Source organism: Pseudomonas sp. CM27 (assembly GCF_013179515.1).
GTDB lineage: Bacteria > Pseudomonadota > Gammaproteobacteria > Pseudomonadales > Pseudomonadaceae > Aquipseudomonas.
Genome location: NZ_JABMCN010000001.1, coordinates 51,110 through 67,695 on the forward strand (window position 1 = coordinate 51,110; position 16,586 = coordinate 67,695).

At 60.4% G+C, this 16,586-nt stretch carries 25 protein-coding genes and 1 pseudogene; 22 read left to right on the plus strand and 4 right to left on the minus strand.

The features are described 5' to 3' along the window. Positions 1 to 99: 99 nt before the first annotated feature. Positions 100 to 339 carry a YdaS family helix-turn-helix protein gene (locus tag HP547_RS00320; RefSeq protein WP_372242839.1) on the minus strand — a complete coding sequence of 80 codons (240 nt, stop codon included), beginning with the start codon at positions 337 to 339 and terminating at the stop codon, positions 100 to 102. Here HP547_RS00320 and HP547_RS00325 point away from each other — a divergent pair. The 8 genes from HP547_RS00325 (at position 235) to HP547_RS00355 (ending at position 4,146) form a co-directional block, all read left to right on the plus strand. Further along, positions 235 to 1,047 carry a LexA family protein gene (locus HP547_RS00325; protein WP_372242840.1) on the plus strand — a complete coding sequence of 271 codons (813 nt, stop codon included), beginning with the start codon at positions 235 to 237 and terminating at the stop codon, positions 1,045 to 1,047. The genes HP547_RS00320 and HP547_RS00325 overlap by 105 nt on opposite strands. A gap of 170 nt (positions 1,048 to 1,217) precedes the next feature. Further along, positions 1,218 to 1,469, plus strand: a complete 252-nt coding sequence (locus tag HP547_RS00330) for a DUF1654 domain-containing protein (protein ID WP_172285213.1) — start codon at positions 1,218 to 1,220, stop codon at positions 1,467 to 1,469. Between the two features lie 370 nt (positions 1,470 to 1,839). Next, positions 1,840 to 1,974: a hypothetical protein gene (locus HP547_RS29400; protein ID WP_256676224.1), complete on the plus strand. Its 135-nt coding sequence runs from the start codon at positions 1,840 to 1,842 to the stop codon at positions 1,972 to 1,974. A gap of 339 nt (positions 1,975 to 2,313) precedes the next feature. Continuing rightward, positions 2,314 to 2,697 carry a helix-turn-helix transcriptional regulator gene (locus HP547_RS00335; RefSeq protein WP_108191420.1) on the plus strand — a complete coding sequence of 128 codons (384 nt, stop codon included), beginning with the start codon at positions 2,314 to 2,316 and terminating at the stop codon, positions 2,695 to 2,697. 17 nt (positions 2,698 to 2,714) lie between these two features. Then, positions 2,715 to 3,047 (plus strand): hypothetical protein, encoded by a 333-nt coding sequence (locus HP547_RS00340; protein WP_172285214.1) that lies wholly within the window; start codon positions 2,715 to 2,717, stop codon positions 3,045 to 3,047. Continuing rightward, positions 3,044 to 3,541, plus strand: a complete 498-nt coding sequence (locus HP547_RS00345) for a single-stranded DNA-binding protein (RefSeq protein ID WP_172285215.1) — start codon at positions 3,044 to 3,046, stop codon at positions 3,539 to 3,541. The genes HP547_RS00340 and HP547_RS00345 overlap by 4 nt, the downstream gene beginning before the upstream one ends. 2 nt (positions 3,542 to 3,543) lie before the next feature. Beyond that, positions 3,544 to 3,705: a hypothetical protein gene (locus HP547_RS00350; protein ID WP_172285216.1), complete on the plus strand. Its 162-nt coding sequence runs from the start codon at positions 3,544 to 3,546 to the stop codon at positions 3,703 to 3,705. A gap of 81 nt (positions 3,706 to 3,786) precedes the next feature. Further along, on the plus strand, positions 3,787 to 4,146 hold the full coding sequence (locus tag HP547_RS00355) for a hypothetical protein (protein ID WP_172285217.1): 360 nt from the start codon (positions 3,787 to 3,789) through the stop codon (positions 4,144 to 4,146). Here the strand turns inward: HP547_RS00355 and HP547_RS00360 are convergent. Continuing rightward, on the minus strand, positions 4,135 to 4,338 hold the full coding sequence (locus HP547_RS00360) for a hypothetical protein (RefSeq protein ID WP_172285218.1): 204 nt from the start codon (positions 4,336 to 4,338) through the stop codon (positions 4,135 to 4,137). The two genes, HP547_RS00355 and HP547_RS00360, sit on opposite strands and share 12 nt — an antisense overlap. Positions 4,339 to 4,451: 113 nt before the next feature. Here HP547_RS00360 and HP547_RS00365 point away from each other — a divergent pair, with 113 nt between their 5' ends. The 3 genes from HP547_RS00365 to HP547_RS00375 all read left to right on the plus strand — a co-directional run bounded on the left by HP547_RS00365 (position 4,452) and on the right by HP547_RS00375 (position 8,373). Continuing rightward, a complete protein-coding gene (locus HP547_RS00365; RefSeq protein WP_172285219.1) occupies positions 4,452 to 5,564 on the plus strand; it encodes a hypothetical protein in 1,113 nt (370 codons plus the stop codon). A 358-nt stretch (positions 5,565 to 5,922) separates the two neighbouring features. Next, positions 5,923 to 7,707 (plus strand): DNA cytosine methyltransferase, encoded by a 1,785-nt coding sequence (locus HP547_RS00370; RefSeq protein ID WP_172285220.1) that lies wholly within the window; start codon positions 5,923 to 5,925, stop codon positions 7,705 to 7,707. Positions 7,708 to 7,728: 21 nt separating this feature from the next. Further along, positions 7,729 to 8,373 (plus strand): hypothetical protein, encoded by a 645-nt coding sequence (locus tag HP547_RS00375; RefSeq protein ID WP_172285165.1) that lies wholly within the window; start codon positions 7,729 to 7,731, stop codon positions 8,371 to 8,373. Between the two features lie 46 nt (positions 8,374 to 8,419). Here HP547_RS00375 and HP547_RS29405 read toward each other — a convergent pair whose 3' ends face one another. Next, positions 8,420 to 8,722, minus strand: a complete 303-nt coding sequence (locus HP547_RS29405) for a hypothetical protein (RefSeq protein WP_256676225.1) — start codon at positions 8,720 to 8,722, stop codon at positions 8,420 to 8,422. 180 nt (positions 8,723 to 8,902) lie between these two features. On the opposite strand from HP547_RS29405, the gene HP547_RS29305 reads away from it, so the two are divergent. The 10 genes and pseudogenes from HP547_RS29305 to pbpG all read left to right on the plus strand — a co-directional run bounded on the left by HP547_RS29305 (position 8,903) and on the right by pbpG (position 14,492). Beyond that, positions 8,903 to 9,397 (plus strand): hypothetical protein, encoded by a 495-nt coding sequence (locus HP547_RS29305; RefSeq protein ID WP_175586059.1) that lies wholly within the window; start codon positions 8,903 to 8,905, stop codon positions 9,395 to 9,397. A gap of 2 nt (positions 9,398 to 9,399) precedes the next feature. Further along, positions 9,400 to 9,765, plus strand: a complete 366-nt coding sequence (locus HP547_RS00385; RefSeq protein WP_172285243.1) for an HNH endonuclease — start codon at positions 9,400 to 9,402, stop codon at positions 9,763 to 9,765. Then, entirely contained in the window at positions 9,762 to 10,013 is a 252-nt protein-coding gene (locus HP547_RS00390) for a hypothetical protein (protein WP_014591205.1), read from the plus strand. Before HP547_RS00385 ends, HP547_RS00390 begins: the two co-directional genes overlap by 4 nt. 274 nt (positions 10,014 to 10,287) lie before the next feature. Then, positions 10,288 to 10,683 carry a phage protein NinX family protein gene (locus HP547_RS00395; protein WP_172285221.1) on the plus strand — a complete coding sequence of 132 codons (396 nt, stop codon included), beginning with the start codon at positions 10,288 to 10,290 and terminating at the stop codon, positions 10,681 to 10,683. Then, the gene (locus HP547_RS00400) at positions 10,680 to 11,054 is read left to right on the plus strand and encodes a hypothetical protein (protein WP_172285222.1); all 375 of its coding nucleotides are present in this window, start codon (positions 10,680 to 10,682) and stop codon (positions 11,052 to 11,054) included. The genes HP547_RS00395 and HP547_RS00400 overlap by 4 nt, the downstream gene beginning before the upstream one ends. Positions 11,055 to 11,100: 46 nt before the next feature. After that, positions 11,101 to 11,460 (plus strand): hypothetical protein, encoded by a 360-nt coding sequence (locus HP547_RS00405; RefSeq protein WP_172285223.1) that lies wholly within the window; start codon positions 11,101 to 11,103, stop codon positions 11,458 to 11,460. 54 nt (positions 11,461 to 11,514) lie between these two features. After that, a complete protein-coding gene (locus HP547_RS00410) occupies positions 11,515 to 12,018 on the plus strand; it encodes a hypothetical protein (RefSeq protein WP_172285224.1) in 504 nt (167 codons plus the stop codon). Between the two features lie 222 nt (positions 12,019 to 12,240). Beyond that, positions 12,241 to 12,405 (plus strand): annotated as a pseudogene (locus HP547_RS29810) (Arm DNA-binding domain-containing protein); the annotation flags it as partial. A gap of 84 nt (positions 12,406 to 12,489) precedes the next feature. Further along, on the plus strand, positions 12,490 to 13,434 hold the full coding sequence (locus tag HP547_RS00415; protein WP_306139513.1) for a site-specific integrase: 945 nt from the start codon (positions 12,490 to 12,492) through the stop codon (positions 13,432 to 13,434). 131 nt (positions 13,435 to 13,565) lie between these two features. Beyond that, on the plus strand, positions 13,566 to 14,492 hold the full coding sequence (pbpG, locus tag HP547_RS00420) for a D-alanyl-D-alanine endopeptidase (protein ID WP_172226984.1): 927 nt from the start codon (positions 13,566 to 13,568) through the stop codon (positions 14,490 to 14,492). Positions 14,493 to 14,597: 105 nt separating this feature from the next. Here pbpG and HP547_RS00425 read toward each other — a convergent pair whose 3' ends face one another. Next, on the minus strand, positions 14,598 to 15,044 hold the full coding sequence (locus tag HP547_RS00425; protein WP_172226981.1) for a hypothetical protein: 447 nt from the start codon (positions 15,042 to 15,044) through the stop codon (positions 14,598 to 14,600). Between the two features lie 172 nt (positions 15,045 to 15,216). Between HP547_RS00425 and HP547_RS00430 the strand changes: the two genes are divergently transcribed. Then, positions 15,217 to 16,551, plus strand: a complete 1,335-nt coding sequence (locus HP547_RS00430) for a lysine N(6)-hydroxylase/L-ornithine N(5)-oxygenase family protein (RefSeq protein ID WP_172285226.1) — start codon at positions 15,217 to 15,219, stop codon at positions 16,549 to 16,551. Positions 16,552 to 16,586 lie beyond the last annotated feature (35 nt).

Below are 16,586 nucleotides of genomic sequence, written 5' to 3' on the forward strand. Positions count from 1 at the left end.
CAGGCGGTTTTTTTTCGTCCCCAATTCATCAACTGGATGAATGAACAGCAGGACGGTGACACTACTGGCGCAAGGCCAGTGGACTCATAATTCAATCCGTCAGGCGACGTCTTCCCAAGGAAACGCCGGACACAAATCCTCTTTCTTGAATTTCCCGACGGTCAGCCGCTCTGCCCGTTTCGCTACTACTGGAGACATTCCGTGCTTCCCTCGCACCCATCCGGAGACAGTGCTTTGGTCAACTCCGAGCTTCTCGGCAGTAACCTCTTGCGTTCCGAAGAAGGCAACGAGGTCCTTAAATATGGCGTTCATGCTGCCTCTCCATATGTGAATACCCATATCGTAGGCTATAGGAACACCCATTTGCAACAATATGGGCAGACCCGTAATAATCCATGCATGGAATACAAAGACCGAGTTAAAGCAGCTCGAAAGCACGCCAGGCTTACCCAGGTAGAGCTGGCCAAGGCCGTCGGCATCGACCAAGCATCCATCTCTGACCTGGAGAGGGGGCGATCTGGACGCTCGTCTTACAACGCCTCGATAGCTAAGGCTTGTGGAGTTTCAGCCCTTTGGCTGGAAAAAGGCACGGGCGAGATGATTGACTCTGCCGGCGAAACTTCAAACGTCGCGCCCGTAGAGCAGCCCTCTTTCCGATACCCCGTCATCAGCTGGGTGGCAGCCGGTGCATGGGCTGAAGCAGTGGAGCCGTTCCCGCCTGGTTTCTCTGACCGTTACGAGGTATCTGATTACGACTCCAAGGGGGTTGCATTCTGGCTGGAGGTTAAAGGTGACTCAATGACATCACCGGTGGGTACGAGCATCACCGAAGGAATGATGATCTTGGTTGACACTGAAGCGGACGCAATTTCGGGCAAGCTCGTAGTGGCAAAGCTCGCGGACAGCAATGAAGCCACGTTCAAGAAGCTGGTGGAGGACGGTGGGCGGCGGTTCCTCAAGCCTTTGAACCCCGCCTATCCTGTTGAAATGTGCGCGGAGGGATGTCGCATTGTCGGTGTAGTTGTCCGAGCAATGATGAAGCTTTGAAGGAAAAAAATCGTAAGTAAGCCCGGCCTGAACCGGGCTTTTTTTCGCCTGCACCTTGGCCGTGCTGCTCGATTCTTTGTCGTGTAACCGCGCTTTACACATCCTCCCATGTTGCAAAAATCACCGAGACCGTATAACTGTATGCATGTACAGTACATGGAGTCTCCGCAATGCCTTCCCTCGCCTTCACACATTCACCTTCCCATTCATACGAGCGCCTCGGATATCGAATCCAGGGTCTGATTTCTTCCCCTCACGTTCAAAAAAAGCAGTACGTGGACGTGAAGCCAGCTCCAGAAGAGTCCGACGCTGACTGGGCCCGCCTGCTGGATGCGCTTGAAGAAACGAATGGCATAAAAGTGGGGCGCACTGAGGATGGATTGATTCGGATCGCCTGGAGGGAATACGTCGATTTGTCTTGAAGCAAGCCCGCCGCGAGCGGGCTTTTTATCGCCTACACATAAAAATATGTGTTTACCCATAGACAGGAAATATGTGTTCACCTATATTTGCCTCAGCGCCGGACGAAGCCCGGCCAGAACATCCGGCAGCTCCGGCAGCCACCGCTCTTTAAAAACCAGCAGATGAGCCACCAGGCGCCGAGTTAAGCCGGCAATTGAGTTCTGGTGGACGTTACGCATCACAGCAAGCTTCCTCGCTCGACATGTCGACCCGCAGGTTTGCTGAGCAATACCGATTTCACTGGCTGGCCTTGGCAACAGGGCCAGACGGGAAATCAACCAGGAGAAACGCTATGAAGCGTGCTGAATATGAAGACCTTGAAGGTACGCAATGGCGGTCCTTATCGGCTTGTTAAGCCAGGGGGGAACTGATCACAGCGCGGCACCAGCCAAGGCTTTCGATATTGCCGAAGCATTCCAGCAAGAAAAGTTGAAGCGCATCGGCGAAAAACCGCCTTTTGACTGAAGAACAACCAGCGCTACGTCAGCCTGACGATAACTGCCCGGTTCACCTGGTTCCCCATCACCAGGCTGCATCGGTGTGTGATCTGAAACTGAATGGCAGGCCGCCCCGAGTAAATGGGGAACGAATACAGGACCTCGCTGGCCTCGCCTGAAAGATCCCCCAGATCACACACCAATGCTGGAACTTAAGGTGCATACCGGTGTGCCTTACAGCCCATAACACTCACCACAATCAACCTTAAATCGACTGCATCGGTCGTGACGTTCGCCCTCCCCTTGGTCCGGGAGGTCGACGGCTGCGAGCGTCACGACCAATGCAGCCACCCCGCAAGAGCAAATCATGGACACGATCACCATCGGCGCATGGATCGGCCACCTCGGCCGTGGCCTGGCGCCTCGCGAATTGCAATGCATCCTCGATGTCGCCCAAGGCTTCACCACCAAGGAAATTGCCAGGCACTTCGGCATCAGCGAAAGCGGTGTCGAGAAACGCATCGGTGACGCCATGTTGAAGCTGGGTGTTGCCCGGCGGGCTGCGGCCGTGGCCGAAGCCATGCGCCGCCAGATCATCAGCCCGATCTGCATCGCCCTGGCAGCCCTCATCACCATGCACGCGGTGATCGACGACAGCGACCCAATGCGCCGCGACCGCCGCGCGCCGGAGCGCCGCACCGCCCAAGTTCGAATCGTTCGCAAGGCCGAAGCCTTGGAACTCCATGCCTGACCAACAAGGACCAACCCATGAACGAAGCCATCCGCAATAGCCGTGTGCAATACGCCCAGGTGCAGCAGCAGGCCGAAGCCGCCGCCGCCCAGTTCCGCAGCAACTCCCGGTTCTTCGTCCAGCAGGGCGAGAACAACAGCTGGGCCATCGTCGGCTCCGACGACAACCGTCTGTACGGCCAGCGCCGCCGCTACTTCGATGCGGTGACCTACGCCGAAAGCCTAGAGCGCGCGGTGAACGCAAAGTCGGTACCGGTGCTGAAGGTCAGCCCGCCTGACGACGCCCGCACCCGAAGGGCCTCGCTGTGGGCCCTGGTGCTGATCGTCATGGCCGGAGCGTTCTCGTCATGAGCCGCGGGGTGAACAAGGTCATCCTGGTCGGCACCTGCGGCCAGGACCCGGAAGTACGCTACCTGCCCAACGGCAACGCCGTCACCAACGTCAGCCTGGCCACCAGCGAGCAGTGGACGGACAAGCGCTCGGGCGAGAAGGTCGAGCGCACCGAGTGGCACCGGGTGTCGCTGTTCGGGAAGGTCGCAGAAATCGCCGGCGAGTACCTGCGCAAGGGCGCCCAGTGCTACATCGAGGGAAAGCTGCAGACCCGCGAGTGGGAGAAGGACGGCATCAAGCGCTACACCACGGAAATCGTGGTCGACATCAACGGCACGATGCAGCTGCTGGGCAGTCGGCCGCAGGGCCAGCAGCCCGGGCAAGTGCCAGATCGGCAGCCGCAACAACAGCGCCCGACGCGCCAGCAGCCGAGCCAACAGGCCGCGCCGCCCGATCACGACAGCTTCGACGACGACATACCGTTCGCGCCCCTCCACCACCTGGCCGGTGCGTAGCCATGAAGCGCCGGCAGCGTGTTCACCCACCCGCGTACTACCTTGGCCGTGCCTGCCGCGACAACAGCCAGTCACGCGATGCCCAGCCATACGACTGGCTCACGGTGAACCGCGGCTGGTGGCTTGCCGGCTGGCATGACCGAGGCATGGAGCTTTCCGCTTGAAACGCATCACCGCGCGCGTCCGGCACGGCCGGCGCCAGCAGCACATCAATTTGCCGCCCAGCGGCTTGGGAGGTATCGGCCATGACCGAGGAGAGAACAGCATCTGCGCGGCACTCTGCCGACTACCGCGACCGGGAGAAGAAGAAGGCCGAGAAGCTGGGAATCGAGAAGGTGTTCTTCAACATGCCTGCCGGAATCAAGGCTGCCATGGCCGTCGAGATTGAGCACCACGGCTATGACCAGGTGCAGGAGCTCTGGCAGGATCTGGCCTTGTCGTGGATAGCGCAGGATCCTGAAGAGCGGGCGCGTCGCCTTGAACGACCTGACGCGCCAGCTTTTTACATCTCGCCAAAACTAGCGCGCCAGTTTCAAGATGCCAGCATTGCCGAGCTGAGGCGAGATCCAGGTGACGAGATTCAGCGCCCCGAATCAGAAGTCTGAAGGTTTATTTTCGGAGCAATACTCTTGCCACCTAACCGAAGCAGTGCAGGCTGCATTCTGCAAATCCCAGTACTTCTTGCGCTCACCCTCGCCATCCAGTTTAGGGTGCTCTTTTAAAAAGTCCTTTGCCGCTTTGTGCTTTGCCGAGAAGTCTTCCGACAGTTCAGAGATCCGATCCCAATATTCTGACATTTGCTCTTCCTTAACCCGGCCCAATGCCGGTCATCCGTAATACCCCATCCCAAACCAAATTGCCACCATGCCGCATCCGGCCACGGAGGGCGGCGCATGCATGGAGAAGAACAATGCCACAGCTCAACCGCAGCGCCAGCATCATTTTCGGTGATGCCAAGATCATAATCCGCGAGCCACACCCCGGGCGTCAGTCGTGGAACCAGGAGAAAGCCTGGGAGCGCGAGTACCGTAACCAGGTGCTGAAGCGCATCGTGCAGACTCTCAATCGCATGGGCTGGACATGCGCCATGCCTGAACTGCGCGAGCGCGACAAGCATGACCAGTACGGCATCGCTGAAAACTTCCGCCGCAACGAACGTCTTTGCAGCAAGGGTGACCTCAAGGCCAACCTGAAGCTGTCCGGCGCGACGATCACCTTTGAGATGTTCCAGAATGTGAACGCGCCAGATCGCCCTGATCATGATGGCCGGTACCAGAGCGACAAAGAGAAGCACATGCCCTACCTCATGCGCCTGGAGATGGAGCGCACCCGCCGACGGATCCGTACCTACCTCTGCAACATCTTCAGCGGCTACTACTTCGACACAGAGGCGACGAGGAAATTTGGGAACCAGAAATTAGGGCCAGGCCACCTCACGGCGCTCGCGCGGATTCAGCTGCACTACGAGCAGTCTTGGCACTTCAAAGGCGAGAACTGGGAGAAGTACAAGACCGGCGCTGGCATGACGTACAACCTCGACTCAGCTGAGGGCGTGAATCTTGAGCACGGTCAAACCGTATGGTTTACAGACCGTAAAGGCCGCTGGCAGCGGGGCCTGGCTCTCTACAACATCAACAATATGTGGTGGGTGATCACGGGGCCGTACAGCTATACCAACCTCTGCTGCAGCGAACTTCATACAATTCCGCCTGAGCTGCCAAAGATCAAAGCGAACCTAGCTCGGCGGCGCAAGCGCCTTGAGTCTCTTATGTCCCAGGCCGCGGCCAAGATGGACTTCAAGCGCGCTGAAGTGCTGAAGAACATACTGATCCCACCTCAGGAATCGCTCTACATGATCTGGACAGATCGACACGGTGGAGCCTACTTCGGGCCTAGCTACAGCGGCTACACCTGCGACACGACCCAAGCTGGCAAGTACACCCGCGCCGAGTTGAAGCCTTACCTGGGCGATGCCGACGAGAAAGACCACCTCCGCGCCGTTCCAATTCGCGCTGCCGCCTGACCCTCCCGCGCTGCCCGCCAGCGCCTTCAATCAGACCGATCATCAGCACCAACAGTCTCGCTAGCGATTATCGCTGTGAAGCTCCCGGTAAAGCTGTGGCGCAGCTCCTTCGGCATCTCATACGAGAAATGTACGAGCCAGGAGCCATCTCCAAGCTGGAGAGACTCCGTGCGGTACCGCTCCACTTGCGACTCATCGATACCGACTTTGACCGCAACTTGTCCGTTCGTTGGCTCGCTATCCATTAGCTGCACTCTCAGTAGCCCTGGCAGTGACTCATAGTGATAGCACAAGGACACTATAAAGACCAATTCACGCCTCCCCGGCGAGGGCGGCGCCTGCCTGCAAGGACCACAAAATGACGTGTATGACCTCCCTCGCCCTGCCCTTCGAAAAGGAGCTGGTTGTCGATCTATTCGCCGGCGGCGGCGGCGCCAGCAGCGGAATCGCCGAGGCGTACCGCGAACCGGATGTGGCGGTAAATCACAACCCAATCGCCTTGGCCGTGCACCGCGCCAATCACCCGCAGACCGAGCACTACGTGGCGGATGTGTTCGAGGTCGACCCAGTCCTGGCTACCAAGGGCCAGCCGGTCGGCATCCTGTGGGCCTCGCCAGACTGCCGGCATCACAGCAAGGCAAAAGGAGGGAAGCCGCGCGACCGCAAGATTCGCGGCCTAGCATGGGTAATCATCCGCTGGGCATACCAAACGCGCCCACGCCTGATCTTCCTCGAAAACGTGGAGGAGTTCGCCGACTGGGGGCCGCTCGACGATGAGGGCAAGCCGGTCAAAGCCGAAAAGGGCCGCACATTCAAGGCCTTCGTGAACGTGCTGGGCAACGGCATCCCAGAAGACCACCCAGACCTTCCCGAAATCCTGGCCGAGATCGGCGACCACGTTCCCAAGGAAGCGCTGGTGCGCGGCCTGCGCTACAACTTCGAGCACCAGGTGCGCGTCGCGGCCGACCAGGGCGCGCCAACGATCCGCAAGCGCCTGTACGGCATTGCCCGGCGCGATGGAAAGCCGATCGTCTGGCCGGCGCCGACGCACCACAAGAACCCAGGCAAGGGTCAGAAAGCCTGGCGGTCTGCCGCCGAGTGCATCGACTGGGAGCTGCAGGGGCGCACGATCTTCCGCGACGATGCCTTGGTGGAGAACACCATGAACCGGATTGCCAAAGGGCTGTGGCGTCACACCTTGGCCAGCAACGATCCGTTCATTGTCCCAATGCGCGGCACTTCGAAGGCGCACACCAGCACCCATAGCGTTGCCGATCCGGTATCGACAATCAGTGGTGGCGGCACCCATCACGCGCTGGTGCAGCCAACAATGGCTTTGGCCGGCTGCCTGACAGAGCACGCCAATGGATCAACACAGCGCACCTTCGACGCCGAGGAGCCGCTTCGGACGCAAGTGGCCCAGGTCAAGGGCGGACATTTCGCGCTGATCACCGCCAACTTGGTCACCTTGCGCAGCGGTTGTGTCAGCGCCCCAATGGCCAACCCTGTCGGATGCATCACTCAGAGCGGCGGACACCACGCCATAGCGTCAGCCCACCTCGAGCAGGCGAATGGCGGGTTTTACAAAGGCGATGGCCGAAGTGCGGTCGACCCTTTCTCGACGATCTTGGGCAAGGGCTCCAATCAGAGGCTGGTGACGGCCTATCTGGTCAAGTACTACGGTGCCGAGAAAGATGGCATCTCCATGCGGGAGCCGATGCACACCATCCCGTCGAAAGATCGCATGGCCGTCGTTCAGGTCGTGCAGTTGCAAACCCACACCCTGACGGACGAGGAGCTGGCCGGCGCCCGCAAGTGCGCTGAGTTCATGCGCAAATACCTCCCTCAGCACTTCACTGAACAGGCCGACGTGGTGATGGTTGGCGACTACGTGATGATCGACATCACGCTTCGCATGCTCAAGCCGCACGAGCTGAAACGCGCCCAAGGCTTCCGGGCTGACTACATCATCGACCGCGGCCTTTTCCTCGATGAGAAAGCTGGCCAGCTGTATTGGGATGCGATCTCCGGCGCCAATCAGGTAAAGCTGCTGGGCAACAGCGTCTGCAAGGACGAAGCCCGGGCCCTTGTCGCGGCGAACGCATCCGACCTCATCGAACTTTATCAGCGCCTGGCGGCCTGACGTCGCCAGAAGGAGACACCCATGCCCACAGAAAACCGATCCAGCAACACAGAGATGGTCAGCGTGCCGCGCGAACTGGCCGAACGCATCCAACTGCGCCTTGATCACGCGGCGTCGGCGTTCAAGGTTGCAAAGCCTGAGCGCGACCAGTTCCGCACCCTGTTGGCCAAGCCGGCCCCGCAGCCCCACGCCGAGCCGATAGCGTGGATGGTTGGTACTGCCATCTGGTGGACCAAAGAAGAGGCGGAAAGGGATTCGGCGGCGACTGGGCTGCCGATTGTTGGTCTTGGCCCGATGATCGACCCGGCCGTGGCTGAGCGGCTGAGCAAGGCCACCGCTTTCGTGCAGCGGATGGTTGAATGCGCGGGCGCCCAGCAGAGCGTGGCCACAGGCTATGTCCGCGACATTCTCGATGTGCTCAAGGGCAGCGCAGCACCGAGCGCGCCCGTTGAGCTGCAGCGAATGAGCTTCGAATACGTGCATGCAGATGGCGAGCGCCGCACCGTCGCCTTATCTCGGGAAGAGGTGGCCGGCTACATGGACGAGTTCTTGTTCGAGAAACTGACCGAAGAAATTTGCCAATGCGAGCCGATCGGCGAGACCAACGTCGTGGACTGCCGCTGCGACGAAGTCGCCGTACAGTTCAGCCTGGTCACGCCGACCTGACGACAAGGGCACATTTGTACTCCATGCAGCTGTAACCCCTCTCCCTCTATTTCGAGCAGGCTACAAGCTTCTCCGTTTTAGCCAGGCCCTCGGTGGCGATTCGGCGAGCGCGCCCCACACCCCAAGCCAATGCCCTGGTCATCGATTCGCCTGGGCGGGAGTCGAAGGCCTCCTCGTGGAGCGCAGCGCCAGCCGGCGCATAGACGCCGATAAACATCTGCGTGCTGCCCGTCCGCGACAGCCTCACCTGAACATCGATAAACGTCCCGTCATCGAGAGTTTCGTCATGTTCCCGATGGTGGAGTGTGGGATCCGCCCACTGCCAATAAACGTTTCCGCGAATTCGCATGCCGCCTCCTACGACTGACGTCTTTTGTGTATGGCCAAAGACCACCATAGCGAAGCGGTGCAGCTGCACAACCGGAATAGGCCGAACTGTGAACTGAATCGGACCACCGGCTGAAAAACCTCCACACATTCAATAATTTGTACAACTTATTGCCGCGATATGGCGGCCAAGGACGACGTCATGCCTGAAGAAAGCCAACTGCACCCCGACCTCGCGCGCATCTACGACATTTTTGGGCTGCATCACTCGCATCCGGTCAGTGTTCTAGAGGTCAACGTCCGGAACACAAAGCGCTTCTCTGACCTTCTTCAAGCGGTCGAGAGTGAGTTTCTGATGATGCCTGGCACCCCTTCGGACGAGCCCGAAGATGAAGGTTGCCCGGTGGATGATGAATGCCTGGTGAATCGGTGGGGCTCAACCCAAGAAGAGTACATCGAGCAGTTTCGGGCTGCGCTCCAGCACCTGAATGGGAAGAGCCGCACCATCACGCTTTCCGGCTGCGAGTTCACCGAAGACGATTTGCTCCGCACTGCGGTGCGAATGGTGAGAGGCACCACCAGGATGAAGCAGCCGCGGTGGGTCCTGATGAAGGACTCCTTCTGCTGCGGATCAGGCGTTGCGCACGCGCTGTGCCGGCGTTTCGGCTTCGATCCGGACGAGGACCTGCGCAAATGACCATGCGCCTGAAGAAAGCCGAGCGCGAGCAGCTCCGCCTGAAGTACGGCGGCCGCTGCGCATATTGCGGAAACGACCTGGGCGAACGCTGGCACGCCGACCACTTCGCCCCGGTGATCCGGTTGCTCGATGAGCGCGTGGCCGAGCAGCTGCAGAACCACAACGTGGGCAACATGATGCCGGCCTGTGTGCCCTGCAACCTGAGTAAGTCCCGCATGCATCTGGAGGACTGGCGCCGCTGGCTGGCCGGCCACGTCAACAGCCTCAACCAGTACCACCCTATCTATCGCCTGGCCAAGGCCTACGGCTTGATAGCCGAGACCGGCGCCGAGGTCGTCTTCCACTTCGAAAAGGTGAGCCAACCATGACCCGCCTCGCCCTCTGCCTCCTGCTGCTGGCAACCGGCGCCAGCGCAACCGAGAACGTCATCGACGTGCAGCACGACAGCCAGCGCGGCGTCACCTGCTACCTGCTCAACGGGGTCGGCATCAGCTGCATCCCCGACAGCCAGCTGCAGGCCGGCAACCAGCGCCAGCTCTCCCCGCACGAAACACAACCCGAACCTACACCCGCACTGGCGCCTGGGCGCTGGATTGATGAGAGGTATCAGCTGTGAAGATTGGAAAGCTGTTCCTTGGACTGAACTGGTGCTACGGCGGCAAAGATGAGGCCGTTGTCGCCAGCTGGGCGCTGAAATGTGGCTACTGGCGCTGGGCGGTCTGGTGGCGAAAGCCAAAGAAGGCGCTGTGCCTTCCGGCCTTCGGGCCATCCATGGCTGCAGGCACCCGGTACTTCGTTGGCCATGGCCACTTCGGTGCTTGGGCACGACTTCCGCTGATCGGCTCGCTGTCCATCTCAACCCAGCCGCCCTACCCGATGCAGGTGAAGCCATGACCGACCTGATCGAAGTGAGGGTATCCAACCTGATCGGCGCGCCGCTGGACTGGGCGGTGGCCATGGCCGAAGGTTTCGGCACAGATCCCGAATGCAGGACCACAATCTGGCGCACCCGGACCGATCCTACCAGCGTCAGCATCCGCGGCGCGGCCGAAGGCTTCGGCTATCGCCCTTCCAGCAACTGGGAGCACGGAGGCCAGCTTATCGACCAGCACAGCGGTACAGCGCAGAACATACCGGGCCTGCCCGAGGACGTGCGCTACGCCGGCGGACCGGCCGGCGCCGGGATCTGGTGTTACGGTCCAACCGCGCTGATCGCATTCTGCCGGGGGCTAGTCAATCACAAGCTCGGCGATATCGTCCAGGTGCCGAAGGAGCTGATGCAATGACCGAAGTTCATCGTTACAAAGCCGTCAAGATGCTTTCCGAAACGGGAAACCGCATCAGCTACGATCCGCACGGCCCTGACGTCGTAATGGCCGAGGCCTATGACCAGCTAAAGGCGGAGAACGAGACGTTGCGCAAGGATGCCGAGCGCAACAAGCGCATGTTGCTGGACGCTTGCGTATCCATCGGTAGCATTGGCGAAGCTCTCGGCCTGGATATGGACGCAGACGCCGACATGATGATTGGCACAGCCCGCGATCTGATCGATGGCCTGAACCGGATCATCAAGGAATGCCCACTTGGCAGCCCTGGCTTTGCCATCGCCACCGAGGTGATGGGAGAGCTTGGGGTGCAGCAGGAGGCTCAACCATGATCCTTCCCCTGATGTACATGGCCTACATGGCATCGAAGGCGCCGCGATGAGCAACATCTTCGGAATTACCGATGAGGAGTGCTTCGAGATCATGCGGGCGGCCGACGAAGCGCAGACCCAGTACCTTATGGATCAGCAGGCGCGCAATTCCCCTGTGCTAGAAGTGGTAAAGGCGCTGGTTGGTGCTGAGGTGTTCGCCCAGGTCGAGGAAGAGATTGAAGCGGCCGAGAACACCTACGACTACGAGATTGTCGACGAGCCGGCCGGCGCACCTCAGGACAACGGCTTTGCCCTCGGCGACGTGTACGTCGATCAGGAGTGCGGCATGTCCGGCGATGTCTTCTCCGGCACTGTAGCCCTCCCCCTGCCTGACGGCCGCTATTTCCAGTTCGCTTTCAACTGCTAACCCCTCCCCCTATAAATCAAGCCCGCCGGCACAGCTCGCGGGCGAGGATGACCTATGTCCGCAACCGAACGATTCCACCACACCGCGAACGACTGCCTGGAGCGCCTGGCGGCCGATCTCTGGCCGGAGGCCAAGCTGGCTCTGGTCATTTACACCCCTGGTAAGCCTGAGCTCGACATCGTGCTCAAAGACAGCGGCCTCAACGCAGATGAGGTCGTGAGCACCCTCCGCCGGCGCGGCGGCCTCAGCCTCGATGGCGAGAACGCCTACAAACGGGCTATCTGCGATGTGATTGTCGGCGCCATGGCCGGCGGCAAGCAGAACAGCAATCCACCGCCTCATGGTCATTGGGGCCAGGAGTTCTGGGATATCGGCCGGGCCGAGGGCGACCAGCAGGGAGAGTTGAGCCAGCAACTTCTGCTTGCTCGTGAACAGCGCAACGCCTTGCTCAAGGCCGCGACCGAGGCGCTGGCGGTTATCGACGGGATCAAGCCTGGCGAAAACGGCAACGGCACCCAAGTCCGGCTTGCCAAGGCTATTGAGTTCGCGAAGGACTGACCACCAACCTGCCGCCACCGGCGGCGTGGAGACCATCATGCAAGACGAAGAGCGCCAGCCGGTGGCCTATGTATCGGACAAGGTCCCGGAAGAGAAAATGGCCGAGCTGGTCGGCACGACCAAGAGGGCCCTGGAAGGCAAGCGAAGCCGCGGCGTGATCCCCGAGGGGGTCTGGAAGAAGATCGACGGTCGCATTTTTTACAGCATCAGGAGATACGAAGCGTGGCTGGAAGGAAGCTGGGGCTACCCACTGGAGTCGAATTCATCGGCAAATCAATCCGGATCCGTTTTACTTGGAACGGTGAGCGTCGATCCGAAACTCTCGCGTACCCCCAGACCGCCAAGGGGATCAAAACGGCAGCCGATCTACGCGCTCAAGTAATCAGCCTGGTCAAGCATGGGGTTCTGGACGAAAAGCGGTACGCCGAGCTCTTCCCGACTTCGAGCTATACCGCCCCAGCCAATGAACTCATGTTTGGCGAGTACGCGCAGAGCTGGCTAAACAGCTTGGAAGTGGTGCATGACACCCGGGTCAACTACAAGGGCCTGATGAACAACTACTGGATGCCCCATCTGGCGACTCTGCCGATCAAGGCCGTAACGCCGATGGTGCTAAGGGATGTGGTCGCGAAGACCGAGTGGAAGAGTTCGACAGTCAAACGCGCCGCGATTGCCAGGGTTAAGGCAATGTTTCGAGCGGCGGTCTATGACGAAGTTGTGGATAGGAACCCGGCGGCATCAATCCAGCTGCCGCAGAAAAACAGAAAGCAGATCGACCCTTTCACGGTTCAGGAGGCTGACGCGCTGATCCAGTGGATGTATGTAAACTTCTCCCGAGCCAACCAGGTATTCGCAGCGTTCTACGAGTTCGCACTCTTTACCGGCATGCGTACAGGCGAAATCATGGCGCTGCGCTGGGATGAGATCGACTTTGAGAAAAAGACCGCCCACATCTGCCGGATCGTGGTCGAGAACCAGGTGGTTGATCGCACCAAGACCAAGTACACCCGTACCGTGATGCTGAACAGCCGAGCCCTGGGCGCCTTGGCCAGAGCGCAAGAGGTGGCGCACTACCGGTCCAAGCAATCACGTCGGGTATCTACCGAGTCGCCGTACATCTTCCAACCTGCCGGGAAGTCTCCCCACATGATGAGGCCTGAAACGCCGGCGTACCACTTCAATGAGGCGATCGCAGCCCTGAAAATTCCTGCTCGACCGCAGTACAACTGCAGGCATACCTATGCCACGATGTGCCTTATGTCTGGCATGAACCCTGCCTTCATCGCTGGCCAGCTCGGGCACTCGGTTCAGGTACTGCTCACGACCTACGCTAAGTGGTTGAATTCAGCCAACGACTGGACCGAACTGGCGAAGCTGGAGACGAACGTAATTGGTACAGAATTGGTACAGGATTAAATATCCTTCACCTTGCGCCCTTTAGTCATAAGGCATTCGACACCGTTTGGGCCATACTCCACAATGCATCGGTTTTTTGGGGGAAAACCCTTGCACAGCCAACGACATACCAACCTTTAGTGAGCCTCAACGTGAAAACATCCCTGTCCATCCTCAGCCTGCTGCTGTTGCTCACAGGTACTGCGACCCTTCCGTCGACCGCTGCTGCACAACCCCCGGCCCAGGTCCAGCGTGACCCCTCCAAGCTGCACCTTGCTTCAGGCAGCGCCTTGCTGATCGACCTGAACAGCAACCAGGAGCTGTATTCGAGCCACGCCGACCGTGTGGTGCCGATTGCCTCGGTGACCAAGCTGATGACGGCAATGGTGGTGCTGGACGCCAAGCTGCCCATGGATGAGATGCTCACCATGACCATTGCCAACAACCCGGAAATGAAAGGCGTGTATTCGCGCGTGCGGTTGGGTAGCCAACTGGACCGCCGCGAAACCTTGCTGATTACCCTGATGTCGTCGGAAAACCGCGCGGCCAATACCCTGGCCAACGCCTACCCCGGCGGCTATCCGGCGTTCATCAAGGCGATGAATGCCAAGGCTCGCAGCCTGGGCATGGCACACACCCGCTACGTCGAGCCGACCGGCCTGTCGACCCAGAACGTGTCCAGCGCCCGCGACCTGGCCAAGCTGCTGATGGCCTCGCGCAAGTACCCGATGCTTAGCGAGCTGTCGACCACCCGCGAAAAGACCGTGGCGTTCCGCAAGCCCAACTACACCCTGGGCTTCCGTAACACCGACCACCTGGTGAACAAGAGCAACTGGGACATCAAGCTGACCAAGACCGGTTTCACCAACGAAGCCGGGCACTGCCTGGTGCTGCTGACCCGCATGGACAACCGTCCGGTGGCCATGGTGATTCTTGATGCCTTCGGCAAGTACACCCACTTCGCCGATGCCAGCCGTATGCGCCAGTGGCTGGAAACCGGCAGCGCCAAGCCGGCGCCGGCAGTGGCCATGCAGTACAAGTCGGACCGCCAGAGCAAGAGCCGGCTGGCGTCCGAGTAGTTGCCCGACATGGCGCCCCTTCAGGAGCGGGTTCGAACCCGCTCTCATAGAACTGCACATAACTTACTGATTTAGCAGGGACCCTGTGGGGTGGCCAGTCAATAGCTAGGCCGTGGCGCTGACCATTCCGCCCGCGCTGCTGCCGCCTTCCTGCTGCAACAGCTCCAGCAACTGCGCGGTCGCTGCGAGGATCAGCCCGTTGAGGGTGGCAATGCTCGCCTGCTTGGCCCCTATCGCGGCCGTCTTGGCAGCCTCGTCCATCTTGCTGTTCTGCAACGCAGCCAGCTGCTTCTGTTCCTCGGCCAGCTGCTTCTGCAAATCCTTGATCAGCTGACGCAGTTCCTTCATCGACTCCGATTCGCCGCTGTCTTCACTGTCTGCAGGTTGCGCCTGGCTACCCGCCGAAACCTTCATGCTGTCGCTACTCACGCTCAACGGGCCAAGTGCCTCACCGGCCTGTCTGGCCTGCTCGCGCTCGGTGGCGGCGGTGGCGCTCAGTGCCTGCGCTGAAACGCCGTTGATCATCAGGTTGCCTGCCGTAATTCCACTCATGTCGATTCCCTGCTTCGAAGTTGGGTCCCTGCCGTAACCCCCCTATCGGCCGCGCCACGCAGTTCTTTAGCCCCCTTAAATTCCCCCGCGGGTGGCTCGTTCCAATCTGTACTTGCGCAGGAGCCGGAGCCCCGGCGGGCGTCCACATTCGACCATTCAGGGAATCGCAGCCATGAGCCAGTCTGCACAGCAGGAAACCATCAAAGATCTGATCGGCGTGGGCTTCGGCCCTTCCAACCTGGCCTTGGCCATTGCCCTGGAGGAACTCGCCGAGTCCCAGGGCCATGCCCTCGACGCGCTGTTCATCGACAAACAGCAGGACTACCGCTGGCACGGCGAGACCCTGGCCACCCAGAGCGAGTTGCAGATCTCGTTCCTCAAGGACCTGGTGTCGCTGCGCAACCCCACCAGCCCGTACACTTTCGTCAATTACCTGCACCAGAAGCAGCGCCTGGCCGACTTTATCAACCTCGGCACCTTCTACCCCTGCCGCCTGGAGTACAACGACTACCTGCGCTGGGCCGCCGAGCATTTCGCCACCCAGGCGGTGTACGGCCAGGAAGTGCTGCGTATCGAACCTGAGCTGCACGGCGGCCGGGTCGAACACCTGCGCCTGGTATCGCGCGACGCACAGGGCCGCGAATACAGCCGCCGTACCCGTTCAGTGGTGGTCGGCAGCGGCGGCACGCCGAAAATTCCGGAAAAGTTCGGCGCGTTCAAGGACGACCCGCGGGTATTCCACCATTCCCAGTACCTCAGCAGCCTCAACAAGCTGCCGTGCAGCGCCGGCAAACCGATGCGCATTGCCGTGATCGGTTCTGGCCAGAGCGCCGCCGAGGCGTTCATCGACCTCAACGACAGCTACCCGTCGGTCAAGGTCGACATGATCCTGCGCGGCTCCGCCCTCAAGCCCGCTGACGACAGCCCGTTCGTCAACGAGATCTTCTCGCCGGACTACACCGACCTGGTCTACAACGAACCGGCCGACCAGCGCAGCAAGCTGCTGGGCGAATACCACAACACCAACTACTCGGTGGTCGACCTCAACCTCATCGAGCGCATCTACGGCATCCTCTACCGGCAGAAAGTCGCCCACCAGCACCGCCACAACGTGCTGTGCCGGCGCCAGGTAGAGGCGGTGGTGGCCACCCGCGACGGGCTGGAGCTGACCCTGCGCGACCTGGCCACCAGCCAGCAGCAAACCCACCGCTACGATGCGGTAATCCTGGCCACCGGCTACGAACGCCGCTCGCACCGCGACCTGCTGGCGCCGCTGGCCGGCTACCTGGACGATTTCAGCGTCGACCGCCATTACCGCGTGCTGGCCAGCCCCGACCTGCAGGCCTCGGTGTACCTGCAAGGGTTCTGCGAGAACAGCCATGGGCTGAGCGATACCCTGCTGTCGGTGCTGCCGGCGCGCGCAGCAGAAATCGGCCGGGCGCTGTACCACGACCTGGCGCAACTGCACGGCAGGCCGCAAGCCGCAGTGGCCATGACCCGCGCCTGACCCCTTCGCCAGCCACCGAAAAGCCGGCCTGACGC